This is a genomic window from uncultured Thiodictyon sp. (genome assembly GCA_903837595.1).
Taxonomy (GTDB): domain Bacteria; phylum Pseudomonadota; class Gammaproteobacteria; order Chromatiales; family Chromatiaceae; genus Thiodictyon.
Window position 1 is genome coordinate 1 of record CAILVI010000248.1, and the last position, 19,529, is coordinate 19,529.

20 protein-coding genes and 1 pseudogene are annotated in these 19,529 nt (G+C 66.0%); 18 read left to right on the top strand and 3 right to left on the bottom strand.

What is annotated here, in order from left to right; all coding sequences use genetic code 11:
• The 11 genes and pseudogenes from QZY44_RS13515 to QZY44_RS13565 form a co-directional block, all read left to right on the top strand.
• A pseudogene (locus QZY44_RS13515) lies at positions 1-747 on the top strand (F0F1 ATP synthase subunit beta); the annotation flags it as partial.
• On the top strand, positions 744-1,133 hold the full coding sequence (locus tag QZY44_RS13520) for a F0F1 ATP synthase subunit epsilon (RefSeq protein WP_295447047.1): 390 nt from the start codon (positions 744-746) through the stop codon (positions 1,131-1,133). The pseudogene QZY44_RS13515 and the gene QZY44_RS13520, both read left to right, overlap by 4 nt.
• Entirely contained in the window at positions 1,126-1,464 is a 339-nt protein-coding gene (locus tag QZY44_RS13525) for an AtpZ/AtpI family protein (protein WP_295447049.1), read from the top strand. Before QZY44_RS13520 ends, QZY44_RS13525 begins: the two co-directional genes overlap by 8 nt.
• A complete protein-coding gene (locus QZY44_RS13530) occupies positions 1,451-1,777 on the top strand; it encodes an ATP synthase subunit I (protein WP_295447051.1) in 327 nt (108 codons plus the stop codon). The genes QZY44_RS13525 and QZY44_RS13530 overlap by 14 nt, the downstream gene beginning before the upstream one ends.
• Positions 1,761-2,450 (top strand): F0F1 ATP synthase subunit A, encoded by a 690-nt coding sequence (locus QZY44_RS13535; RefSeq protein ID WP_295447053.1) that lies wholly within the window; start codon positions 1,761-1,763, stop codon positions 2,448-2,450. Before QZY44_RS13530 ends, QZY44_RS13535 begins: the two co-directional genes overlap by 17 nt.
• A 33-nt stretch (positions 2,451-2,483) precedes the next feature.
• Positions 2,484-2,765, top strand: a complete 282-nt coding sequence (locus tag QZY44_RS13540) for a F0F1 ATP synthase subunit C (protein WP_295447055.1) — start codon at positions 2,484-2,486, stop codon at positions 2,763-2,765.
• A 3-nt stretch (positions 2,766-2,768) separates the two neighbouring features.
• A complete protein-coding gene (locus QZY44_RS13545; protein WP_295447057.1) occupies positions 2,769-3,539 on the top strand; it encodes a F0F1 ATP synthase subunit B in 771 nt (256 codons plus the stop codon).
• Positions 3,536-4,147 (top strand): hypothetical protein, encoded by a 612-nt coding sequence (locus tag QZY44_RS13550; RefSeq protein WP_295447059.1) that lies wholly within the window; start codon positions 3,536-3,538, stop codon positions 4,145-4,147. The genes QZY44_RS13545 and QZY44_RS13550 overlap by 4 nt, the downstream gene beginning before the upstream one ends.
• Positions 4,131-5,660, top strand: coding sequence for an alternate F1F0 ATPase, F1 subunit alpha (locus QZY44_RS13555; protein WP_295447061.1), 1,530 nt, complete (start codon positions 4,131-4,133; stop codon positions 5,658-5,660). Before QZY44_RS13550 ends, QZY44_RS13555 begins: the two co-directional genes overlap by 17 nt.
• A 21-nt stretch (positions 5,661-5,681) precedes the next feature.
• Complete coding sequence (locus QZY44_RS13560; protein WP_295447063.1) at positions 5,682-6,584, top strand: F0F1 ATP synthase subunit gamma; 903 nt, start codon at positions 5,682-5,684, stop codon at positions 6,582-6,584.
• A gap of 255 nt (positions 6,585-6,839) precedes the next feature.
• The gene (locus QZY44_RS13565; RefSeq protein WP_295447065.1) at positions 6,840-7,475 is read left to right on the top strand and encodes a DUF6088 family protein; all 636 of its coding nucleotides are present in this window, start codon (positions 6,840-6,842) and stop codon (positions 7,473-7,475) included.
• A gap of 65 nt (positions 7,476-7,540) precedes the next feature.
• On the opposite strand, the gene QZY44_RS13570 is transcribed toward QZY44_RS13565, so the two are convergent.
• Entirely contained in the window at positions 7,541-9,052 is a 1,512-nt protein-coding gene (locus QZY44_RS13570; RefSeq protein WP_295447067.1) for an SUMF1/EgtB/PvdO family nonheme iron enzyme, read from the bottom strand.
• A 184-nt stretch (positions 9,053-9,236) separates the two neighbouring features.
• On the opposite strand from QZY44_RS13570, the gene QZY44_RS13575 reads away from it, so the two are divergent.
• The 5 genes from QZY44_RS13575 to QZY44_RS13595 all read left to right on the top strand — a co-directional run bounded on the left by QZY44_RS13575 (position 9,237) and on the right by QZY44_RS13595 (position 14,113).
• Entirely contained in the window at positions 9,237-9,542 is a 306-nt protein-coding gene (locus tag QZY44_RS13575; RefSeq protein ID WP_295447069.1) for a transposase, read from the top strand.
• 8 nt (positions 9,543-9,550) lie between these two features.
• Positions 9,551-10,618: a hypothetical protein gene (locus QZY44_RS13580; protein WP_295447070.1), complete on the top strand. Its 1,068-nt coding sequence runs from the start codon at positions 9,551-9,553 to the stop codon at positions 10,616-10,618.
• 10 nt (positions 10,619-10,628) lie between these two features.
• Complete coding sequence (locus QZY44_RS13585) at positions 10,629-11,336, top strand: ATP-binding cassette domain-containing protein (protein WP_295447072.1); 708 nt, start codon at positions 10,629-10,631, stop codon at positions 11,334-11,336.
• 14 nt (positions 11,337-11,350) lie between these two features.
• Positions 11,351-13,744, top strand: coding sequence for a DNA internalization-related competence protein ComEC/Rec2 (locus tag QZY44_RS13590; RefSeq protein ID WP_295447074.1), 2,394 nt, complete (start codon positions 11,351-11,353; stop codon positions 13,742-13,744).
• A gap of 66 nt (positions 13,745-13,810) precedes the next feature.
• Entirely contained in the window at positions 13,811-14,113 is a 303-nt protein-coding gene (locus QZY44_RS13595) for a hypothetical protein (RefSeq protein ID WP_295447077.1), read from the top strand.
• Here the strand turns inward: QZY44_RS13595 and QZY44_RS13600 are convergent.
• Positions 14,110-14,655 carry a Uma2 family endonuclease gene (locus QZY44_RS13600; RefSeq protein ID WP_295447078.1) on the bottom strand — a complete coding sequence of 182 codons (546 nt, stop codon included), beginning with the start codon at positions 14,653-14,655 and terminating at the stop codon, positions 14,110-14,112. The genes QZY44_RS13595 and QZY44_RS13600 overlap by 4 nt on opposite strands.
• 86 nt (positions 14,656-14,741) lie before the next feature.
• On the opposite strand from QZY44_RS13600, the gene clcA reads away from it, so the two are divergent.
• Positions 14,742-16,073 (top strand): H(+)/Cl(-) exchange transporter ClcA, encoded by a 1,332-nt coding sequence (clcA, locus tag QZY44_RS13605; RefSeq protein ID WP_295447079.1) that lies wholly within the window; start codon positions 14,742-14,744, stop codon positions 16,071-16,073.
• 38 nt (positions 16,074-16,111) lie between these two features.
• Here the strand turns inward: clcA and QZY44_RS13610 are convergent, their stop codons facing one another.
• A complete protein-coding gene (locus tag QZY44_RS13610; RefSeq protein WP_295447081.1) occupies positions 16,112-16,732 on the bottom strand; it encodes a hypothetical protein in 621 nt (206 codons plus the stop codon).
• An 840-nt stretch (positions 16,733-17,572) separates the two neighbouring features.
• Between QZY44_RS13610 and QZY44_RS13615 the strand changes: the two genes are divergently transcribed.
• A complete protein-coding gene (locus tag QZY44_RS13615; RefSeq protein ID WP_295447084.1) occupies positions 17,573-19,408 on the top strand; it encodes a class I SAM-dependent DNA methyltransferase in 1,836 nt (611 codons plus the stop codon).
• The last annotated feature ends 121 nt before the right edge of the window (positions 19,409-19,529 follow it).

Below are 19,529 nucleotides of genomic sequence, written 5' to 3' on the forward strand. Positions count from 1 at the left end.
CCGGGCAGTCGCTTTCGCGTGGGGCACGCCGCACTGACGATGGCCGAGTATTTCCGCGATGACGAGCACCGCGATGTGCTGTTGCTCATCGATAATATTTTCCGGTTCATCCAGGCCGGCATGGAGGTATCCGGCTTGATGGGTCAAATGCCCTCGCGGCTGGGCTATCAGCCCACCATGGGAACCGAGCTATCGGGGCTGGAAGAGCGCATTGCCAACACCGATACCGGCGCCATCACCTCGATCCAGGCCGTCTATGTCCCGGCGGACGACTTTACCGATCCGGCGGCGGTGCATACCTTCTCCCATCTCTCCGCCTCCATCGTGCTCTCGCGCAAACGCGCCAGCGAGGGTCTGTTCCCGGCCATCGACCCCCTGCAGTCCAACTCCAAGATGGCCACGCCGGGCATCGTCGGGGAGCGCCATTACACGCTGGCGCGCGAGGTCCGGCGGACCCTGGCGCAATACACTGAGCTCAAAGACATCATCGCCATGCTGGGCCTGGAGCAACTCGCGCCCGAGGACCGCAAGCTGGTCGGACGCGCACGCCGCCTGGAGCGCTTTCTGACCCAGCCCTTTTTTACCACCGAGCAATTTACCGGCCTGGCCGGCAAACTGGTCAGTCGGGAGGATGCGCTGGACGGCTGCGAACGCATCCTCACCGACGAATTCAAGGACGTCCCGGAGGGGGCACTCTATATGATAGGGACTGCGGATGAGGCCATGGTGAAGGCCAAGGCATCATGAATCTGAAAGTGCTCCTGCCGTTCCAGGTCTTTGCCGATAAGACCGATGTCTCACGCATCGTCGCGGAGACGCCGGCGGGTGCATTCGGACTTTTGCCAAATCGGCTTGATTGCGTCGCGGCGCTCACACCCGGGATTCTGGTCTATGAAACCGCCGCCGATGGCGAGGTCTGCCTGGCCGTCGACGAAGGGGTGCTGGTCAAGACCGGTCCGACCGTGCTCGTCTCCGTGCGCCGAGCGATCGGGGGAACGGATCTGGAGCAATTGCGGGCGGCGGTCGAGCGGGAGTTTCTCACCCTGGACACACAGGAGCAAAGCCTGCGCTCGGTCATGGCGATCCTGGAGACGGGTTTTCTGCGTCGTTTTATGAGCTTTCAACATGAATGATGACCACACCAGGCGCCCGGCGGACCACGGGGCGGACTTCGCCGGACAAGTCGGCGCCAAGGCCGCGCGCAAGCTCAAGGCGCGGCGCAACCCCACGCCCGGGGTCTGGTTCGGCCTCGGCATGATGGGCTTGGTCGGCTGGTCGGTGGTCGTCCCGACCCTGCTCGGCACCGCGCTCGGTCTCTGGATCGATAAACACTACCCAGGCACCCACTCCTGGACACTGGCGCTGCTGGTGGGAGGGCTGACGCTCGGCTGTTTCAATGCGTGGCACTGGGTCGCCAAAGAAGACCAGGCCATGCGGGAAGAGCAAGAAAATGGCGATCGATGAACTGTTGCGACTCGCCTCGGCGTTGCTCGCCGGCCTGCTGCTCGGGGCACTGTTCTTCGGCGGACTCTGGTGGACGCTGCGCAAGGGCCTGTCGTCCCCACGCCCGGCCGGCTTGATGCTCGGCAGCCTGGTGCTGCGCACGGGGCTCGTACTGACCGGGTTTTACTTCGTCGGCGGCGATCAGTGGGAACGCCTCGTCGCGTGTCTGCTGGGATTTGCCATCGCCCGCCTGGCCGTGACACGGCTGATCAGACCGGCGGAAGCTCTCAAACGCAGCCCAGTGCCGGAGGCCACCCATGCATCTGAGTCCTGATGAGATCATCTTCTGGCAACTGGGCTTTATCAAGCTCAATGGGACCAGTGTCTTCACTTGGGCCTTGATGTTGCTGCTGGTGGTCGGTGCCAAGCTCATCACGCGTCACCTCTCCACCGGATTGACGCGCACGCGCTGGCAGAACCTGCTGGAGATCATCGTTACGGGCATCGAGCAGCAGATCGCGGAGGTCGGGCTGTCGCAACCGCGGACCTATCTCGGCTTTCTCGGCACGCTCTTTCTGTTCCTCGCCGCCGCCGCGCTGGCCACCATCATTCCCGGCTATGAGCCGCCCACCGGCTCGCTCTCCACGACGACCGCACTCGCACTCTGCGTGCTGGTGGCGGTACCCGCCTTCGGCATCGCGGACCAGGGTCTCCCCGGCTATCTCAAGTCCTATCTGGAGCCGACCGTTCTGATGCTGCCATTCAACATCATCAGCGAGGTATCACGCACCCTGGCACTGGCGGTACGACTGTTCGGCAACATGATGAGCGGGGCGATGATCATCGCCATTCTGCTCACCATCACGCCCTTCCTGTTTCCGATCCTCATGACCGCGCTCGGCCTGCTCACCGGCATGGTGCAGGCCTATATCTTCAGCATCCTGGCCGCCGTTTATATCGCCGCCGCGACGCGCACCGGCACGCCGGGGGCGACACTCAACGCCTGATCGATCAATCCAGCAACCCCGCGAGGACCCACCATGGACAGCTTGACCATCATTGCCGTCGCCTCGATCGTCATGGCCGGCCTCACCACCGGCTTCGGTACCATGGGGCCCGCGCTGGCCGAGGGCCGGGCGGTGGCCATCGCGCTGACCGCGCTTGCACAACAGCCCGACGCCTCCGCCACCATCACCCGCACCCTGTTCGTCGGGCTCGCGATGATCGAGTCCACGGCCATCTATTGCTTCGTGGTCTCGATGATCCTCATCTTCGCCAACCCCTTCTGGAACCTCGCGATCACCCACGCCGCAGGGAAATAGACCATGCTCATCGACTGGTTCACCGTCGGCGCCCAGGCGATCAATTTTCTCGTCCTGGTCTGGTTGCTGAAGCGCTTTCTCTACCAGCCCATCCTCGACGCCATCGATGAGCGGGAGCGACGTATCGCGGCTGAGCTGGCAGACGCCGCCGCCAAGCAGGCCGCCGCCCAAACGGAGCGCGCGTCCTTTGAGCAAAAGAACCAGGCGTTCGATGAGCAGCGCGCGGCGCTCTTGGCCCAGGCCGTTGGCGAGGTGCAGGCCGAACGCCGACGCCTGCTCAATGATGCCCGGCAGGCGGCCGACGCCCTGGCGGCCCAGCGCGCGGAGTCACTGCGCAGCGAGGCCAATCAACTCAATGCAGCCATCGCGCTTCGAACCCAAGAAGAGGTCTTTGCCATCGCGCGCAAGACACTGACCGATCTGGCCGGGGTCGACCTGGAGGAGCGAATGGTCCAGGCATTCACCCGCCGCCTGTCGGCGCTGGACGACGCGGCGCACACCACCTTCGCGCATGCACTGGCAACGGCGTCCACCCCCGCATGCGTGCGCAGCGCCTTCGACCTCCCCGCGGCCCAACGCACGGCCATCCAGCAGACCATCGACACCACCTTTGGAATGGCGATCCCGCTCCGCTTCGAAACAGCACCGGACCTGGTCAGCGGGATCGAACTCACCGGGGATGGACAAAAGCTAGCCTGGGATATCGCGGATTACCTCGCGTCATTGGAGAGAAGCGTCGAGGCGCTGCTCACAGCAAAAAGTTTGCCGAAATGAACCCAGTCACTCATCCACCGCCGGTTAGCCACCGATCACGTAGCGATGCCATCGCACTCGCCTGCAACCGGATCGCAACGGATGATCTGGCCGGTGCCCGGGACATTATCACGACCGAATATCCGTTCGATCCGATCAAGAAGGCTAGCCGTACGTATACCCTGAAAGCCATGACCCGCATCTTCATACGGGACGGATTCATCGACCGCTATCGCGGGACACGGTTGATTTTCCCGCCGGTCCTGCGCCTGCTCTCCATCTACCTCCCAGATGATTTTCCCTACCACCCCCACGGTAAGATGACAGCTGGTCACATGGCCTTCTGGGAGTTATTCCCCACCATCGACCACCTGCATCCGGTAGCCAGAGGAGGAGAGGATATCGCGGACAACTGGTTCTGCTGCTCCATGCTGACGAACAGCATTAAGGCCAACTGGACGCTGGATGAACTTCAGTGGACCTTGCAACCGGCTGGCGACCTCCAGGTCTGGGATGGAATGCTGGCTTGGTTCGTTCAACAGGCTGCGAAGGACCCAGCGATACTGGATCATGCTTATGTCAGAAGATGGTGGGCAGCGCTGCCGAATACTCATGAACACCGCGCCTGACCGCTTAGAATTGTTCGTCGATCACACCTTCGCCGCCATCCGTGAGGCGCGTGAGTCATTCGCGCCGCCGCTGGCGCCCCATGAGGTGGGCACCATCGCGACGGTCTCCACCGGCATCGCCAAGGTGTCCGGCCTGGCCGACGTGGGATTCGAGGAGTTGCTCGCGTTCCCCGGCGGGGTCTTCGGCATTGCCTTCAATCTGGATGCGGATGAAATCGGCGTGGTCCTGCTCGGCGATTACTGGCAATTGCAGGCCGGCGATACGGTTGAGCGCACCGGGCGGGTCATGGATGTGGCCGTCGGCGCTGCCCTGCTGGGGCGTGTCATCGACCCGCTCGGCCGGCCGCTCGATGGCCAGGGACCAGTGACCACCAGCGAACGCCTGCCGGTCGAACGCCCGGCGGTGTCGATCATGGACCGCGCACCGGTCACGGTCCCACTCCAGACCGGGATCAAGGTCATCGACGCGCTCATTCCCATCGGGCGCGGCCAGCGCGAACTGATCCTCGGCGACCGGCAGACCGGCAAGACCGCCATTGCCATCGACAGCATCCTCAATCAGCGGGGCCAAGACGTCCTGTGCGTCTATTGCGCCATTGGCCAGCGCGCCTCCGCCACTGCCAAGGCCGTGGCCACGCTGCGCGAAAAGGGGGCCATGGACTATACCGTGGTGGTCGTCACCGAGGGCAATGACGCCCCGGGGCTCGCCTATATCGCCCCCTATGCCGCCACCAGCATCGCCGAGCACTTCATGGAGCGCGGGCGCGACGTACTCATCGTCTACGACGACCTCACTCATCATGCCCGCGCCTATCGCGAACTGTCGCTCTTACTGCGCCGCCCACCTGGCCGCGAGGCCTTCCCCGGCGACATCTTCTATATTCATTCGCGTCTGCTGGAGCGCGCCACTCATCTGAGCAAAGAGCGCGGGGGCGGATCACTGACGGCGCTACCGATCATTGAGACCGAGGCGGAAAACATGTCCGCCTATATTCCGACCAATCTGATCTCAATCACCGACGGACAGGTCTATCTCTCGCCGTCACTCTTCGAGCTGGGCGTGCTGCCCGCCGTGGATGTCGGCAAGTCGGTCTCGCGCGTCGGCGGCAAGGCACAGTTGGCTGCTTATCGGGCGGTGGCGGGCGACCTCAAGCTTGCCTATGCACAGTTCGAGGAATTGGAGACCTTCGCCCGGTTTGGCGCCCACGTGGATGAAAAGACCCGCACCATCATCACCCATGGCCAGCGCATCCGCGCCTGCCTCAAGCAGTCTGAATTGGCCCCGGTCTCCGTCCCGGCACAAATCGCCATCCTGCTGGCCTTGATCGCCGGGCTGTTCGACGCCGTCCCCCTGGAGCGGATGCCCGCGGCCGAGCAGGCCGCGCAGGAGGCCGCAGCCGGCATTCCCGAAGCGTTGCATGAGCGCCTGGCAAGCGCCGACACCTTGAGCGATGCGGATCGGAAAATGATCATCGACTTGGCCCGCCAGGCGCTGACCGGCTTCGTCACCTGACGCAATGGGCACCCCAGCGCCATGAGCGACACCATCGCCGCCCTGCGCCGCCAGATCAAGGGCGCGGGCGATCTCCAATCGGTCGTCCGCACCATGAAGACCCTGGCGGCATCGAGTATCGGCCAATACGAGCAGGCGGTACGCGCCCTGGGCGACTATGCCCGCACCGTGGAATTGGGGCTGAGCGTGTGTTTCCGCGGCACCGATAGCGTCGACGCCATGCCCGGTGAGGTCGACGCACCGGATAAGGGGGCCATCGGTGCCATTGTATTCGGCTCGGACCAGGGATTGGTGGGCCAGTTCAACGAGCTGGTAGCCGACTATGCGGTCGCGGCATTGGCGGCACTGACCGACCGGCCGCGGGTCTGGGCGGTCGGCGAGCGCGTGCATGCGCGTCTGGCCGATTCCGGCCTGTCGCCGCTGGGGCTCTTCGCCGTCCCGGGCTCGGTGGCGGCCATCACGCCACTCATCGGACAGATCCTCCTGGCGAGTGAGGTTCGCGACCATGGGAACGCACAGCTGCATCTGTTCTATAACCGCCCCGAATCGGGTGCGGTCTATGCGCCAGTACGCCAGCAACTGCTGCCACTGGACGACGCCTGGCATCGCCAATTGGGCGCGCGCCCCTGGCCGACCCGGAACCTGCCCGAGGTCCTGGGTAGCACCACCGCAACCGTGCGGGCGCTCATCCGCGAATATCTGTTCGTCTCACTCTTCCGCGCCTGCGCCGAATCGCTGGCCAGTGAGAACGCCAGCCGCCTGGCCGCCATGCAACGCGCCGACAAGAATATCGACGAACTGCTCGAGGCCCTCAACGGGACCTTCCACCGCCTGCGCCAGAGCGGGATCGATGAGGAACTGTTCGATGTCATCTCGGGGTTTGAGGCGCTGACGGTATCCCGGCCGAAAGCAGGACACGAATGACCGAGGAGTAGAGCAACCCGATACGCTGCCGACCAAGACCTCCGTTGCGCGCCGCAGTCGTTACGGTGAACTGTTCCTTGGTCAGACCAACCAACGCTGGGCCGGTTTACCACGGGGCAACCCATTGATTAAGAAGGGCCGTCGCTGCCGGCGAAGCGGCGACGCCCCGTTGACTCGCGGCACTGGGACAGCACTGACCGATGACGAAGACACTTGCTTTTGTCAGAAAAAATAGCCATTATTTCTGACGAAACCATGGGCAAGCACAGCACATCCATCGCCACACAGATCCAAGAGCGCATCCTGGCCGGGAAGCCGGGACAGGTGTTTTCGCCCCGCGATTTCCTCGACCTCAGCAGCCGGGACGCAATCGATCATGCGCTGTCGCGCTTGTGCGGCGACGGCTCGCTGCGCAAGGTGGCCCGCGGGCTCTATGCCCTGCCGCAACGCCATCCGCTGTTCGGCGAGTTGTCCGTGACCAGCGATGCCATCGCCAAGGCGCTGGCTGGACGCGATGCGCTACGCCTACAGCCGGCAGGCGCCTACGCCGCCAATCAACTGGGTCTCACGGAACAGGTGCCGATGAAGCTCCTGTACCTGACCGACGGACCGTCGCGCCTGATCCAGGTGGACGGCCGCGAGATCGTGCTGAAGAAGACGACGCCGCGCAACATGGAGACCGCCGGGCGCATCAGCGGAACCGTCATCCAGGCGCTGCGCTGGCTAGGTAAGGATGCCGTAAACGATCAGGTCATCGACAAGCTACGGCGCAGATTATCGGATAGCGACCTGGCCGTACTGCGGCAGGACGCCCCGCTCGCGCCGGCCTGGTGGATCACGACTGCCCTACGCCACGTGGCGGATGACCGCTTACCGGCAACAAGCAATTGAAGGATTTTTCGAGCGGATCGCGGCCCATCGTGTCGTATTCTTTCGATGGAATTGGATGGACAAGGTCAAAGGTCCTGCGCCAGCCGTAAGCCGAGCATCTGTGGCATCGCGTCCGACTCTGCTCGGCGTGTAGCCTCAGCATCGACTTGGCGCTTCGCCTCTGCCTTCGCTTCTGCTTCTGCTTCGGCCTGCCGCCTTGCCTCTGCCTCAACATGCCGGTTTTCTTCTGCTGCGGCCTGTCGTTTCTCCTCCGCCTCGGCTTGCCGCTTCGCCTGCGCCTCGGCTTGTCGCGTGGCCTCAGCCTCGGTCTGCCGTTCCGCCACCTCCTGCCGCAATGCCGCCTCGCGGCGCCGCACCGCCGCATGGCGCTTGCCGAACCAGGCGAATAGCCACCCAACCCCAGTCGCGATGCCAACACCAACGCCAATTGCGAGTGCAACGCCGACCGTGATTACTGCAATGCCAAACCGGTCGATGAGGCTCGGGGCGGTGGCTTCGCGCAACGCAGTATCTGCCGGCAAATCCTGGGTCTGAGTAGAGACGTTGGTATGGTCCGTTGGCGGTGCTGGAGCATTCCCGGGCGCGCCGATAGGAATAGCCCGGGATCCCGGATTCGCCGGCGCCAGCGAGACGACCACCCGGAACCCGGTATCGCTGGTACGCGTCCGCCCCGTCTCACTGTGGATGGGAACCTCATAACGCAGGTCGGCGCTGAGTTTCTCGGATGGGTCATAGCGCGCTCCGCCCCGAATGACGAACGCAGGCGCCTGACCCCGGCGGGTCGGGGTAAAGGTGCGCTCCACCAACATCTCGGACACATTGCCATAGAGGTCGTGCAACCCGAACGGCCCGGCCGCGCGGGTACCGATCGGGTGGACCTGGCCACCGGCGTTGTCCTTGCTCCAGGCGTAATGGTCGATGCCGTCCGGCATGGGATAGCGGGCCTGGGCGAAAACCCCGGGCGTCACGGCGAGACCGCCGCGCGCGGCAAACACCCATTCGTCTTCAGTGGGCAGCCGGACCACGACGGGGCCGCTGTCGGCACGCGGCAGGCAGGAGCCGGCACCGCCGGTGCAGTCCGGGATGGCCTGGCCTTGGGCGAGCAGCCAGCCGGTCCAGTCGTCACCGAAGGTCATGGCCTCCTGCCAACCGATGGTGGAGGCGGCGAGCCGTCCGTCCGGTAGTTGCGGCGAGGGGCAATCGCTGCTCTTGGCATAGGCCTCGACGGCGGCAACCTGGAGCCCGTTGACCTCGTATTTGCCGAGCAGGAAACGTGGATGGCCCCGTCCATCCCGGAAGGGTCCGGCAACGGCGCTAAAGTCATGGTCGGCGACTGTGGGGGCCAGGCCCACCCGCGCCGGGGTGGCCACTGAGCGGAAGGCCATGGCCCCACCGCAGGGCAGCGGTAGAATCAGATCATCGGGGAGTGGATTGGGGTTGTATTGCGCCGCCGGCCAGGCGATGACTCGTACCGGGGCAGCTCGCAGAGGCGCCGACAGGAGCAGCAGAGAGACAACGGCGATCCCAAGGCACAACCAAGGGCGGAAAACCGCGGACATCTCGACCGAATCGCTCAAAACGCCTGACTCCACTGCGGAACGAATTCCGGCACATGATACCCGACGCGGTGACAACATTGCTGGGACCGGGCATCGGATCAGGGTCTCGGGGGACGATCCGCTGCCTCCTGGTGGTCGGCAGGTTCGTCAACAGGCCGCCTGTCCCCTTCTGCATCCCCGCCATCTGGTTTACCATCGGACCATGGACCGCGACCAGAACTTCAAGAACCTCGTACTCGACTATCCGCGTCAGGCCCTGGCCTTCTTCGCGCCCTACGAACGTGACTACCCGAGCGAGGCGCAAACAGTGAGTAGTTTTTTCCAACGTTGTCGTGACGAAGGCCGGCAGCAGGGCGAGTGCGCAGCGCTGATGCGCGTGATGCACCACAAATTCGGTGACATCCCCGAGCCGGCGCGCCTGCGCATCGAGTCGGCGGACCCCGAGACCCTGCTGGAATGGCTCGACCGTGCACTGGTCGCGGCGAGCATCGACGAGGTCATCCACTAACACACGCCATGCCCCCCTGCCCTGCCCGACACCGACTCGCCGGCCTCGCCCTGCTCCTGCTGCCGGTCTGGTGCTGGGCGACCACGACCGAGACGCCGCTGACCCTGCCCGGCACCCGGGTGCTGTTCCAACGCGTGCTAACCAAGCCGGGTGCCGCGGCGAGCGAGGCGCCTGGTCAAACCGGCACCCGCCTGATCAGCGCACTGAGCCGTCTCTATGTCTATGAACGCCGGACCAGTGCGGACCAGGAATGGCTGCGGCTCGGGACCGACACGGTGGGTCGGAACCTGCTCGGTTGGGTACCGGCAGGTCTGACGCTGGCCTGGAACCAGCAATTGACCCTGGCCCTGACCAACCCGGCGGGGCGCGAGCGGCTGATCTTTTTCCGCGATTTGGACAGCCTGCGCGCGGTGCTGGATGCGCCCTCGCCGGCCACGGCGGCGCGGACCCTGCTCCAAGGCATCGAGGCGGGCGATCATGACCCGCGCGTGGTCGCACTCGAGCCCGAGACCTATGTGAATCTCTATGACCGGTTTTATCTGCTGCCAATTCTGGATGTCAAGGACTACGGCAAAAGCGCCGGTAACACGGTGCACTCGCTCAAGGTCGCCTCAGTCACCCTGCCCGCGGCTCCCGGCCCGGTGTCACGGCCACCCGCACCGCCCACACCGCCGACGAACCCACTGAAGGACTATAAGGCCGCCATCGTCTTCGTGATCGACTCCACCGTTTCCATGGGTCCCTACATCGCCGAGACGCGTGCCGCGGTCAAGCAGTTCTACGAGCGCATCCGGCGGGCCGGGCTGCTGGACAAGGTCGCCTTCGGCCTGGTTGCCTTCCGTGCGGAGACGGGCAGCCCGGAGACGAACCGGCGACTCGAGTATGTGGCGAAGGTCTTCGCCGCCCCCACCCAGGTCAGTAACGGGGACGCTTTCCTGGTGGACCGGCTGCGCAAGAAGGTGAGCCTCTATTCGCTCTACTATGGCGACATCTTCGGTTGGGTCGACATCGCCCAGGCGGACAATCCGCGCAATCGCGAGGCGGTTTATCCAATCCCGCTGAAGGACCTGCCCTGAGCCACCCCCAATGCTGCTGGACTGCGCCGACCTGAGCTACACCCGCGGCAGCGGCGACCAGGCGTTCCGGGTGGCGATCGACTCGTTGACCCTGGACACCGGGGAGATCGTGGCACTCACCGGCGCGAGCGGTTGCGGCAAGAGCACGGCACTGGAACTGCTGGGGCTCGTCGTGCGGCCGCAGAACGGCGGGCGCTTTCAGTTTGGCGCCGGTGATAGACCAACGGACATCGCCGACCTGTGGCAACGCGGCCGTCACGCCGACCTGGCACGGCTGCGCGCCGCCGCCATCGGTTTCGTGCTCCAGACCGGGGGGCTCCTGCCCTATCTGAACGTCGCCGGCAACATCGGCATCAACCGCCGCCTGCTGCGCCTGCCGGAGCGCGACCCGGACCTGGACGCCATCGTCGCGCAACTCCAGATCGGCCACCTGCTGAAACAGCGGCCCGCGCAACTCTCGGTCGGTCAATACCAGCGCGCCTCCATCGCCCGGGCGCTGGCCCATCGGCCGCGCCTGGTGCTGGCGGACGAGCCGACATCGGCACTCGACCCGCGCCTGGGCGACGAGGTGATGGAGCTCTTCCTGAGCCTGGTCGAGCGCCTGGGCACCAGCGTGATCCTCGCTACCCACGAACACGCCCGGGTACGCGCCCGCGGGCTGCGCCAGATCCAGGCGACGCCGCTGGCGGAAGGGTTTGGGTCGCGGTTTGCAGGGTAGCGGCGGGGAGATTCATGCAACAGGCAGGTGTGCCGTCTGGCGGGCCAAGTGTACCGGCGGGGTCCGGCTCGGCGCTCGCAACCCTGGGCCTGGCCTTTGCGCTCGGGGTCTGCGGCTTCTATCTGTTGCCGGAGTTACCACCCCCCTGGACCGCGGCGCTCTACGCGGTGGCGGCGCTCGCCCTGGCCCGGTTCAAGCGGCCGCGGGTCTGCCGACCGCTGGCGGCGCTGCTGGTGGGCATCCTGTACGCGCAGATCCACACCACGCTTCAGCTTGCCAATCCCTTCCCGGATGATCTTGCCCGGGTACCGCTGACGATCGAGGGGCGTATCGCCTCACTGCCGACCGACCTGGGTCAGGGACCGGGCCGGGCCAGGCGCTTTGTGTTCGAGGTTGAGCGGGCGGACGCGGCGGGCGTGCCGCTGCCCTTCACCGGCCTGGTGCGGCTGAACTGGTATGAGGGTGCCCCGCCACTGCGCGCCGGGGAGCGCTGGCGCCTGCCGGTGCGCCTCAAACCGCGCCACGGCTTTGCCAACCCGGGCGGCTTCGACTATGAGCGCTGGCTCTTCGAGCAGGGCATCGAGGCCACCGGCACGGTCGGCAAGGGCGCGGGCGCGCAACGGCTCGATCCGGGTCCCGCCGGCTATTGGCTGACCCGCGCCCGCCAGGCCTTCAACGACCACCTGGCGGCAGTGCTTGGGTCGACACGCTCGCTGCCGCTGGTCCAGGCCCTGGTCACCGGCGACCAGTCCGGCTTTGAACGTGCAGACTGGGAGGCCATGACTCGCACGGGTACCAGTCACCTGGTGGCCATCTCGGGGCTCAACCTGGGCCTGATCGCCGCCGTCGCCTTCTTTCTGATCCGCGCGCTCTGGTCGCGGTCCCCCCGGCTCACCCTGACCCTGGCCGCCCCGCGCGCGGCGGCAGTTGGCGCCTTCCTCGGGTCTTTCGCCTATGCGGCACTCGCCGGCTTCTCGGTATCGACCCAGCGCGCGCTGATCATGGCCGCGGTGGTATTTGCGGTGCTGGTGTGGGAGCGCACCCCCCGCCACTGGCACGCGCTGATCCTGGCACTGACCGGGGTCCTGCTCTGGGACCCCCGCTCCGCCCTGTCGTTCGGGTTCTGGTTGTCCTTTGCCGCGGTGGCCGTACTGCTCTTCAACCTGGGTCAGCGACTGCCCCAACGCGACCTCTGGAGCCGCTGGGGACAGGCGCAATGGGCCGTGGCCATCGGGTTGCTGCCACTCCTGCTGCTCCTGTTCGGGCGGGCCTCCGCCATCGCACCGGCAGTCAATCTGGTCGCCGAACCGCTGTTTACCCTGATCCTGTTCCCGCTGGTCCTGGGTGCAGCGCTGCTGAGCCTGGTGCCGGGGCTCACCCTGCCACTGGTGCTCACCGCGCAACTCCTCAACTGGTGTCTGGAGGCCCTGGCCTGGGTCGCGGCCTTCCCCTGGGCGACGGTGTCGCTGCCGCTCGGTCCATTCTGGGTGTGGCCGTGCGCCTTCCTGGGTGTGACCCTGCTCCTGGCGCCCCGGGGGTTGCCGGCGCGCTGGCTGGGTCTGCCGCTGCTCCTGCCGTTCGTTCTGGTGCGCCCGCCGGCCCCGGGTCCGGGGGAGCTCTGGTTCACGCTGCTCGACGTCGGCCAGGGGTTGTCGGCGGTGCTGCGGACCCGGGACGGGACCCTGGTCTTCGACACCGGCCCGGGTTTCGACAGCGGCTTCAATGTCGGGACGGCCGTCATCGCCCCCTACCTTACCGCAGCCGGGGTGCCGCGGGTGGACGTGCTGATGCTGAGCCACGCCGACCGCGACCACATCGGCGGAGCGGCCGGGCTGATGGCGCGCCTGCCGGTCGGGCGTATCGTGAGCGGCGAGCCCGAACGCTTGGGTCTAGCGGGTGCGACGCCCTGCCAGGCGGGGGATAAATGGACCTGGTCCGGGGTGCGTTTTGAGGTACTGCACCCCCAAGCGCCGACGGCGGGGGCCGCCGTGTTGACCGGTAACGACGCTTCTTGTGTGCTGCGGGCGACGACCGGCGGACGGTCCATCCTGCTCACCGGTGATCTGAGCCAGCAGCTGGAGGCAGACTTGGTCGAACGACTCGGCCCCAACCTCAAGAGCGATGTATTGGTGGCCGGTCACCACGGCAGCTCGACCGCGACCAGCGCCCCCTTCCTGTCGGCGGTCGCCCCTGCTTGGGTGCTCTATGCCGCGGGCTACGCCAACCACTTCGGCCTGCCGGCCGCGGAGGTGCGCGCGCGGGTCGCGGCGCTTGGCATCCCCAGCCGCGACACCGGGGTCAACGGAGCCATCGCGTTGCGACTCGGCGCGGACGGGTCACTCACGGGCCCCAGCGTCTGGCGCGAGCAGGCGCACCGGCTATGGACCCATGGCGGCACGGCGCCGTAGCGCCCGGTTTGCCGCCACGGGGACCAATGCGAGATCATTGCCGCAAACCAATCACCGGAGACGACCATGGGCGAGGAGATCCGCGGGTACTGCTGGAACTGCGGTCAGGGGCTGACCCGGCTCGACCTGGGGCGGGAGTCCCCCTGCCCCGGCTGCGACAAGCCGACCCATTGCTGCCGCAACTGCCGCTTCTATGCCCCGGGGCGACCCAACGAGTGCCGGGAGCCGCTGGTGGAGCGTGTGATCGAGAAGCTCCGGTCCAACTTCTGCGAGTATTTTGAGCCCAACCCGCAACCCGTCGCGGCAAGTGCAAACCCCGATGCGGATGCCGCGCGCCGTGCCGCCGAAGCATTGTTTGGCCCGCCCTAGTCGCCGAGGATATAGTTGAGGTCGATCTCGATTTCATCGAAGGGCGGGATGCGCACCCGGGCGGGCTCCGTGAGGGTGGCGATGACCCGGTAGTGGTCGCCGTCCAGCCGGTAGGCGACCAGGGTCCGGTCCTCCGGCCAAATCAGCCAGTAAAATGGCACGCGGTGGCGCTGCAAGAGCAGGAAGATCGTGAGGGTGTCCTTGCGCTCGTGGCCGGGGGAGACGATCTCGCATACCCAGTCCGGCGCCAGTTCGATGACACCGCGCGGGCGCTCCGGCACCCGCTCCTTGCGCCAACCGGCCAGGTCATGGCAGGGGCACTGATGCAGTTCGTAGCCGACGCTGATCTCGGTGGCGATCCACCAGCCGCCGGGGCCGGACTGGCGGCTGAAGGGGCCGAGTTCCACCGTGGTATTACCTTGCACGACACCGTGCTCGGCCCGCGCCATGGGCCGGCGGACGATCTCGCCGTTGATCAACTCCACCCGCTCATCAGGGCTGGTCAGCAGGTCTGCAATGGTTTCGAGTTTGTACGCTTCCATCCGCTGCACCCTCGTGCTCGCTCATGGTCGATGACCGGATGCCGACCATGCTAGGTCGCCCCGGTCAGATTGTCGAGGAAGAACCAATGATGCCATCCCCCGACGCAGCCCCACCCGAAGCCGCACCGGCCCACCTGTGGCTGCTGGCGGTAATGGCAGCGATCAGTGGCGTATTCGTCGGTGAGGTGGGCGCCGCCTTTCTCATGGTGCTCCAGCAGGCCGATCAGTCACGCGACCACCTGATCGACTGGGCGCGCCAATGGCCAACCTGGGGCTGGCTGATCCCGGTGACGGCCGCGGCCGTGCTGGTGACGATCGCGCGTTGGTTGGTACAGCGCCTGGCGCCGGAGGCCTCCGGCAGCGGTGTGCCGCGGGTCGAGGCGGTGATGCGTGGCGAGGTCGAGCCGGAGCAATGGGTCGTGCTGCCGGTCAAGTTCGTTGGCGGCTCACTCGCCATCGGGGCTGGACTTGCCCTCGGGCGGGAGGGTCCACTGGTGCAGATGGGCGCCACCATCGGCGCCCTGATCGCCCGGGTCTGCGGTACCGCCCCGGCCGACGTGCGTACCCTCTCGGCCGCCAGCGCCGGGGCCGGTCTGGGGGTCGCCTTCAATGCCCCGCTGGGCGGGCTCTTGTTCGTCTTCGAGGAGTTGACCCATCGGTTCGAGACGCGCCTGATGGTGGCCAGCCTGGCCGCCTGCGGCGCTGGTCTGATGACCCTGCGCACCCTGCTCGGGGATCAGCCGGTCTTTGCGCTCGCCCCACTGGCACCACCCACACCGGAAAGCCTCGCCATCTACCTGCTCCTGGGCGCCGCCCTCGGGGCACTGGGCGCCCTCTACAACCGCTTCGTCATCCGCTGGCTGGACTGGTTCGATCGCTTCGACCGGGTACCGGTCACCCTGCGCGCGGCCGCGGTGGGTGGCCTGGTCGGGGCCGTGGCCTGGTTCGATCCACACCTGGTGGGTGGCGGCGAACCCATTATTCAGGGCGTACTCAACGGACACTTCACACTGGTTAGCCTGGCCACGATCTTCGCGGTGCGCTGGCTACTAGGGCCCTTTTCGTATGCGGCCGGCACCCCCGGCGGCCTGTTCGCCCCGCTGCTGCTGGTGGGGGCGGCATTCGGGGCACTGCTCGGTGATGCCCTGCACCCGCTGTTGCCCGAACTGATACCGCCCACCTCGGCCCTCGCCCTGGTCGGCATGGCCGCCTTTTTTGCCGCCGTGGTTCGCGCCCCCTTGACCGGAGTGATCCTGATCGTCGAGATGAGCGCCAACACGACGCTGATCATTCCGATGTTAGCGGCCTGTCTCACCGCCAACATCATCCCCGCACTGCTCGGCAGCCCGCCGATCTACGACACCCTGCGGGAACGCATGCTGGGGCCCGATCATCGCAGCGCCCAGCGACCGGCGTAGGTCGCCCCGCAGGGCGACCTACACTTGGGCAACAAAGGTCAGGGCGAGCAAGTGATCTCGAAGACATCGCTGAATAGTCCAACCTCCTTGTCATGGATCACATAGATCGCGGTATACCGCCGAAACTCGGCCTTGCCGGGCTGGCGCAGGGGCCGACTGTGCGTGAAGGGAGAGTGATTGGCGCGACCGGCGAGGGTCCAAGTCGTCTCCCCTTCGAGCTGGAAGTAGAAATTCACGCCTTCGGTGTCAAGCTTCGGGAAGCGGAACACTATTTCCCCATTGGTCTTGTCGGTGCCGCTGATGACCGGCTTGGCGGTGCTAGGGTCGAAGCTCGCCTTGTGGCCGACAATCCCCAGGTCCTTCCCCTCGGCCTCGGTATAGCCCTCATGCCCCTTGACCAGCCGTGCAATTTCGCGGCCCAAGGCGATGAGCGCCGCCCCGCTCTGGTCCTTCTCGGCCGTGACCCGCTTGGCCGCGTTGACGATATCGGCGACGGCGGCCTTCCTGGTGCGAAAATCGGCCTTCGCCACCTCCAGGGCCGTGACCTTTTCCACGCTCAGACCATGAGCGGCTGGATTGGCGGACAGTTTGGCATGCAAAGTTTCCGCCCAGAGCAGCAGATCATTGTCTCCTGGTGGGATGAAATCGGAGTTAGGCATCTTGGTTTCACTCCTCATGCGTTGCTGAAAGACGGATGGCAGTCACCGGGCGGCACCGGCTGCCGCGCGCGTGGCGATTGATCTGACGGAAAGCCGATTGATTCAGCCGCCGACATCCCGCCGAGACGCAACCCCAACCCTGGGACCGATCACCGCATCCGGGGCGTCACGCGGCCCCGAAGGCAGTTCCAGCCCTCCCTGAATACGCACCTTCCGCGGCGAGTCGCCGGGCGCCCCTGGAAAGCGACCCCCCTCCCCTGAAGACTCGCCGGGCGCCCCTGGAGATCAGCCCCCCGCCCCGGGAGACTCCCCGGGCGCCCCTGGAGATCAGCCCCCCGCCCCGGGAGGCTCGCCGGGCGCCCCTGGACTCAAGAACTCCAAAACATCTCGCAACCATATGATTATAAATAGTTTTTCGACATCCCCTCAGCCGTCCGCGGGCGCCCCTGAAGACGCCGCCCCCGCCCCTGGAGGCTCCGTCCCCGCCCCTGGAGACTCCATCCCCTCCCCGCGGAAACCCGCTGGTGCCCCGTCGGGTTGGCGCCCCGCCCCGGCGGACAGCGCGGTGACCCCGGAGGGCTTCGTCACCACCGCGGCCGGTATCTTCCGGTACCCGGTGGCCCCCGCGACGGGCTGGCCGGCGCGATCCTTCCCCGCGCCCTCTTAAATATAGTACGTCTTCGCAACCTCTGCTGACCCGATCAACAAGGCTCCACCTGGAAAGCAATACGTGGTCAATGTTGACTACAACCGGTGTTGTGCAACAAGCTAGGGGCATGTAAACGACCCGGGAGACCATCCAAGCGGAGCGCTTCCTGCTCAAACGAGAACGCCGGCCCCATGAACCAGCAAGTCCTGTCCTCCTTCATCTGGTCCGTGGCGGATCTACTGCGCGGGGACTTCAAGCAGTCCGACTATGGCCGCATCATCCTGCCCTTCACCGTCTTGCGGCGCCTGGACTGCGTGCTGGAAGCAACCAAGGCCGCCGCACTCGCCGAGCTGGCCGCCAAGCGTGCCGCGGGCCTGAACCCCGCACCCTTCCTGCTGCGCATCACCGGGTGCGGCTTCTACAACGTCTCGCAGCTCGATATGAAGCGGCTGATGGGTGACCAGGACCACATCAGCGACAACCTCTACACCTATGTTCAGGGGTTCTCCCCCGACGTGCGCGATATCTTTGAGCGCTTCGACTTCGACACCCAGGTGGAGCGCCTGGCCAAGTCCGGCCTGCTCTACCAGGTGGCCGAGCGCTTCGCGACCATCGACCTGCACCCGGAGGCGGTCGACAACCACCAGATGGGACTCGTCTTCGAGGAACTGATCCGCAAGTTCGCCGAGATCTCCAACGAGACCGCCGGGGAGCACTTCACCCCGCGCGATGCCATCCGCCTGATGGTCAACCTGCTCTTCATCGAGGACGACGCCGTGCTCGCCCGCCCCGGCACCGTGCGTACCATCTACGACCCCACCGCCGGCACCGGCGGCATGTTGAGCGTGGCCGGTGAGTATCTGGCGGAGCTGAACCCCCAGGCGCGCCTCACCATGTTCGGCCAGGAACTCAACCCCGAGTCCTACGCCATCTGCAAGGCGGACATGCTCATCAAGGGCCAGGCCGTCTCCAACATCATCTTCGGCAATACCCTGTCCGCCGACGGGCTGCTGGGCAAGCTGTTCGACTACATGCTGTCCAATCCGCCCTTCGGCGTGGAGTGGAAGAAGATCGAGGCGGCGGTGCGCAAGGAGTACGAGCAGAAGGGGTACAACGGGCGCTTCGGCCCCGGCTTGCCCAGGGTCTCGGACGGTTCCTTGCTCTTCCTGCTGCATCTGATCTCCAAGATGCGCAGCGCGGCGGACGGCGGCAGCCGCATCGGTATCGTGCTCAACGGCTCACCGCTCTTCACCGGCGGGGCCGGCTCCGGCGAGAGCGAGATCCGCCGCTACTGCCTGGAGAACGACCTGGTGGAGGCCATCGTCGGCCTGCCCACGGATATGTTCTACAACACCGGCATCAGCACCTATGTCTGGATACTCTCCAACCGCAAGCCCGAGCACCGCAAGGGCCGGGTCCAGCTCATCGACGCGAGCGGCTTCTGGCAGAAGATGCGCAAGAGCCTGGGCAGCAAGCGCAAGGAGATGTCCGAGGAGCACATCGCCACCGTCACCCGGCTCTTCGGCGACTTCGCCGAGGCGCGGCTGGCCATCCTGACCGATGCGGCCGGCAAGGAGTTGGAGCGCCGGGTCCTGCCGGCCGGCGCGCCCGTCCCGCCCGCGCCCGAGGGCGGCAAGGTCCGGGTCACGCCGATCTCGCGGATCTTCCGCAACGAGGTCTTCGGCTACCGGACCATCACAGTGGAGCGGCCACTGCGCGACGCGTCCGGCCAGCCCGTGCTCGGCCAGAAGGGCAAGGCCAAGGGCAAACCGCAGCCCGACCCCAAATTGCGCGACACCGAGAACGTTCCGTTGGCCGAGGACGTGGCCGAGTACTTCAAGCGCGAGGTCCTGCCCCATGCACCGGACGCCTGGATCGACCATGCGAAGACCAAGATCGGCTATGAGATCCCGTTCAACCGGCATTTCTACGTCTTCGAGCCGCCGCGGCCACTGTCCGCGATCGACGCCGACCTCAAGCGGGTCACGGATCGGATCAAGACCATGATTGATGGATTGACGGCATGAGCGGCCGCGACCCGCGCTCTATTCTCGTTCCCACGCTCCGCGCGGGAATGCAGCCTTGGCCGCTCCAGCGGCCCGAACTCGCGCGCGACGCTGGAGCGTCGGTACTTGCTCCCACGCTGGA

What these genes read in the sequence shown, in the direction of transcription:
- QZY44_RS13580 (WP_295447070.1), top strand. Translation starts at nt 9,551, where the DNA reads ATGCCCCCCTGCCCTGCCCGACACCGACTCGCCGGCCTCGCCCTGCTC.
- QZY44_RS13535 (WP_295447053.1), top strand. Translation starts at nt 1,761, where the DNA reads ATGCATCTGAGTCCTGATGAGATCATCTTCTGGCAACTGGGCTTTATC.
- QZY44_RS13615 (WP_295447084.1), top strand. Translation starts at nt 17,573, where the DNA reads ATGAACCAGCAAGTCCTGTCCTCCTTCATCTGGTCCGTGGCGGATCTA.
- QZY44_RS13520 (WP_295447047.1), top strand. Translation starts at nt 744, where the DNA reads ATGAATCTGAAAGTGCTCCTGCCGTTCCAGGTCTTTGCCGATAAGACC.
- QZY44_RS13600 (WP_295447078.1), bottom strand. Translation starts at nt 14,655, where the DNA reads ATGGAAGCGTACAAACTCGAAACCATTGCAGACCTGCTGACCAGCCCT.
- QZY44_RS13540 (WP_295447055.1), top strand. Translation starts at nt 2,484, where the DNA reads ATGGACAGCTTGACCATCATTGCCGTCGCCTCGATCGTCATGGCCGGC.
- QZY44_RS13555 (WP_295447061.1), top strand. Translation starts at nt 4,131, where the DNA reads ATGAACACCGCGCCTGACCGCTTAGAATTGTTCGTCGATCACACCTTC.
- QZY44_RS13565 (WP_295447065.1), top strand. Translation starts at nt 6,840, where the DNA reads ATGGGCAAGCACAGCACATCCATCGCCACACAGATCCAAGAGCGCATC.
- QZY44_RS13530 (WP_295447051.1), top strand. Translation starts at nt 1,451, where the DNA reads ATGGCGATCGATGAACTGTTGCGACTCGCCTCGGCGTTGCTCGCCGGC.
- QZY44_RS13595 (WP_295447077.1), top strand. Translation starts at nt 13,811, where the DNA reads ATGGGCGAGGAGATCCGCGGGTACTGCTGGAACTGCGGTCAGGGGCTG.
- QZY44_RS13585 (WP_295447072.1), top strand. Translation starts at nt 10,629, where the DNA reads ATGCTGCTGGACTGCGCCGACCTGAGCTACACCCGCGGCAGCGGCGAC.
- QZY44_RS13610 (WP_295447081.1), bottom strand. Translation starts at nt 16,732, where the DNA reads ATGCCTAACTCCGATTTCATCCCACCAGGAGACAATGATCTGCTGCTC.
- QZY44_RS13590 (WP_295447074.1), top strand. Translation starts at nt 11,351, where the DNA reads ATGCAACAGGCAGGTGTGCCGTCTGGCGGGCCAAGTGTACCGGCGGGG.
- QZY44_RS13575 (WP_295447069.1), top strand. Translation starts at nt 9,237, where the DNA reads ATGGACCGCGACCAGAACTTCAAGAACCTCGTACTCGACTATCCGCGT.
- clcA (WP_295447079.1), top strand. Translation starts at nt 14,742, where the DNA reads ATGATGCCATCCCCCGACGCAGCCCCACCCGAAGCCGCACCGGCCCAC.
- QZY44_RS13545 (WP_295447057.1), top strand. Translation starts at nt 2,769, where the DNA reads ATGCTCATCGACTGGTTCACCGTCGGCGCCCAGGCGATCAATTTTCTC.
- QZY44_RS13525 (WP_295447049.1), top strand. Translation starts at nt 1,126, where the DNA reads ATGAATGATGACCACACCAGGCGCCCGGCGGACCACGGGGCGGACTTC.
- QZY44_RS13560 (WP_295447063.1), top strand. Translation starts at nt 5,682, where the DNA reads ATGAGCGACACCATCGCCGCCCTGCGCCGCCAGATCAAGGGCGCGGGC.
- QZY44_RS13550 (WP_295447059.1), top strand. Translation starts at nt 3,536, where the DNA reads ATGAACCCAGTCACTCATCCACCGCCGGTTAGCCACCGATCACGTAGC.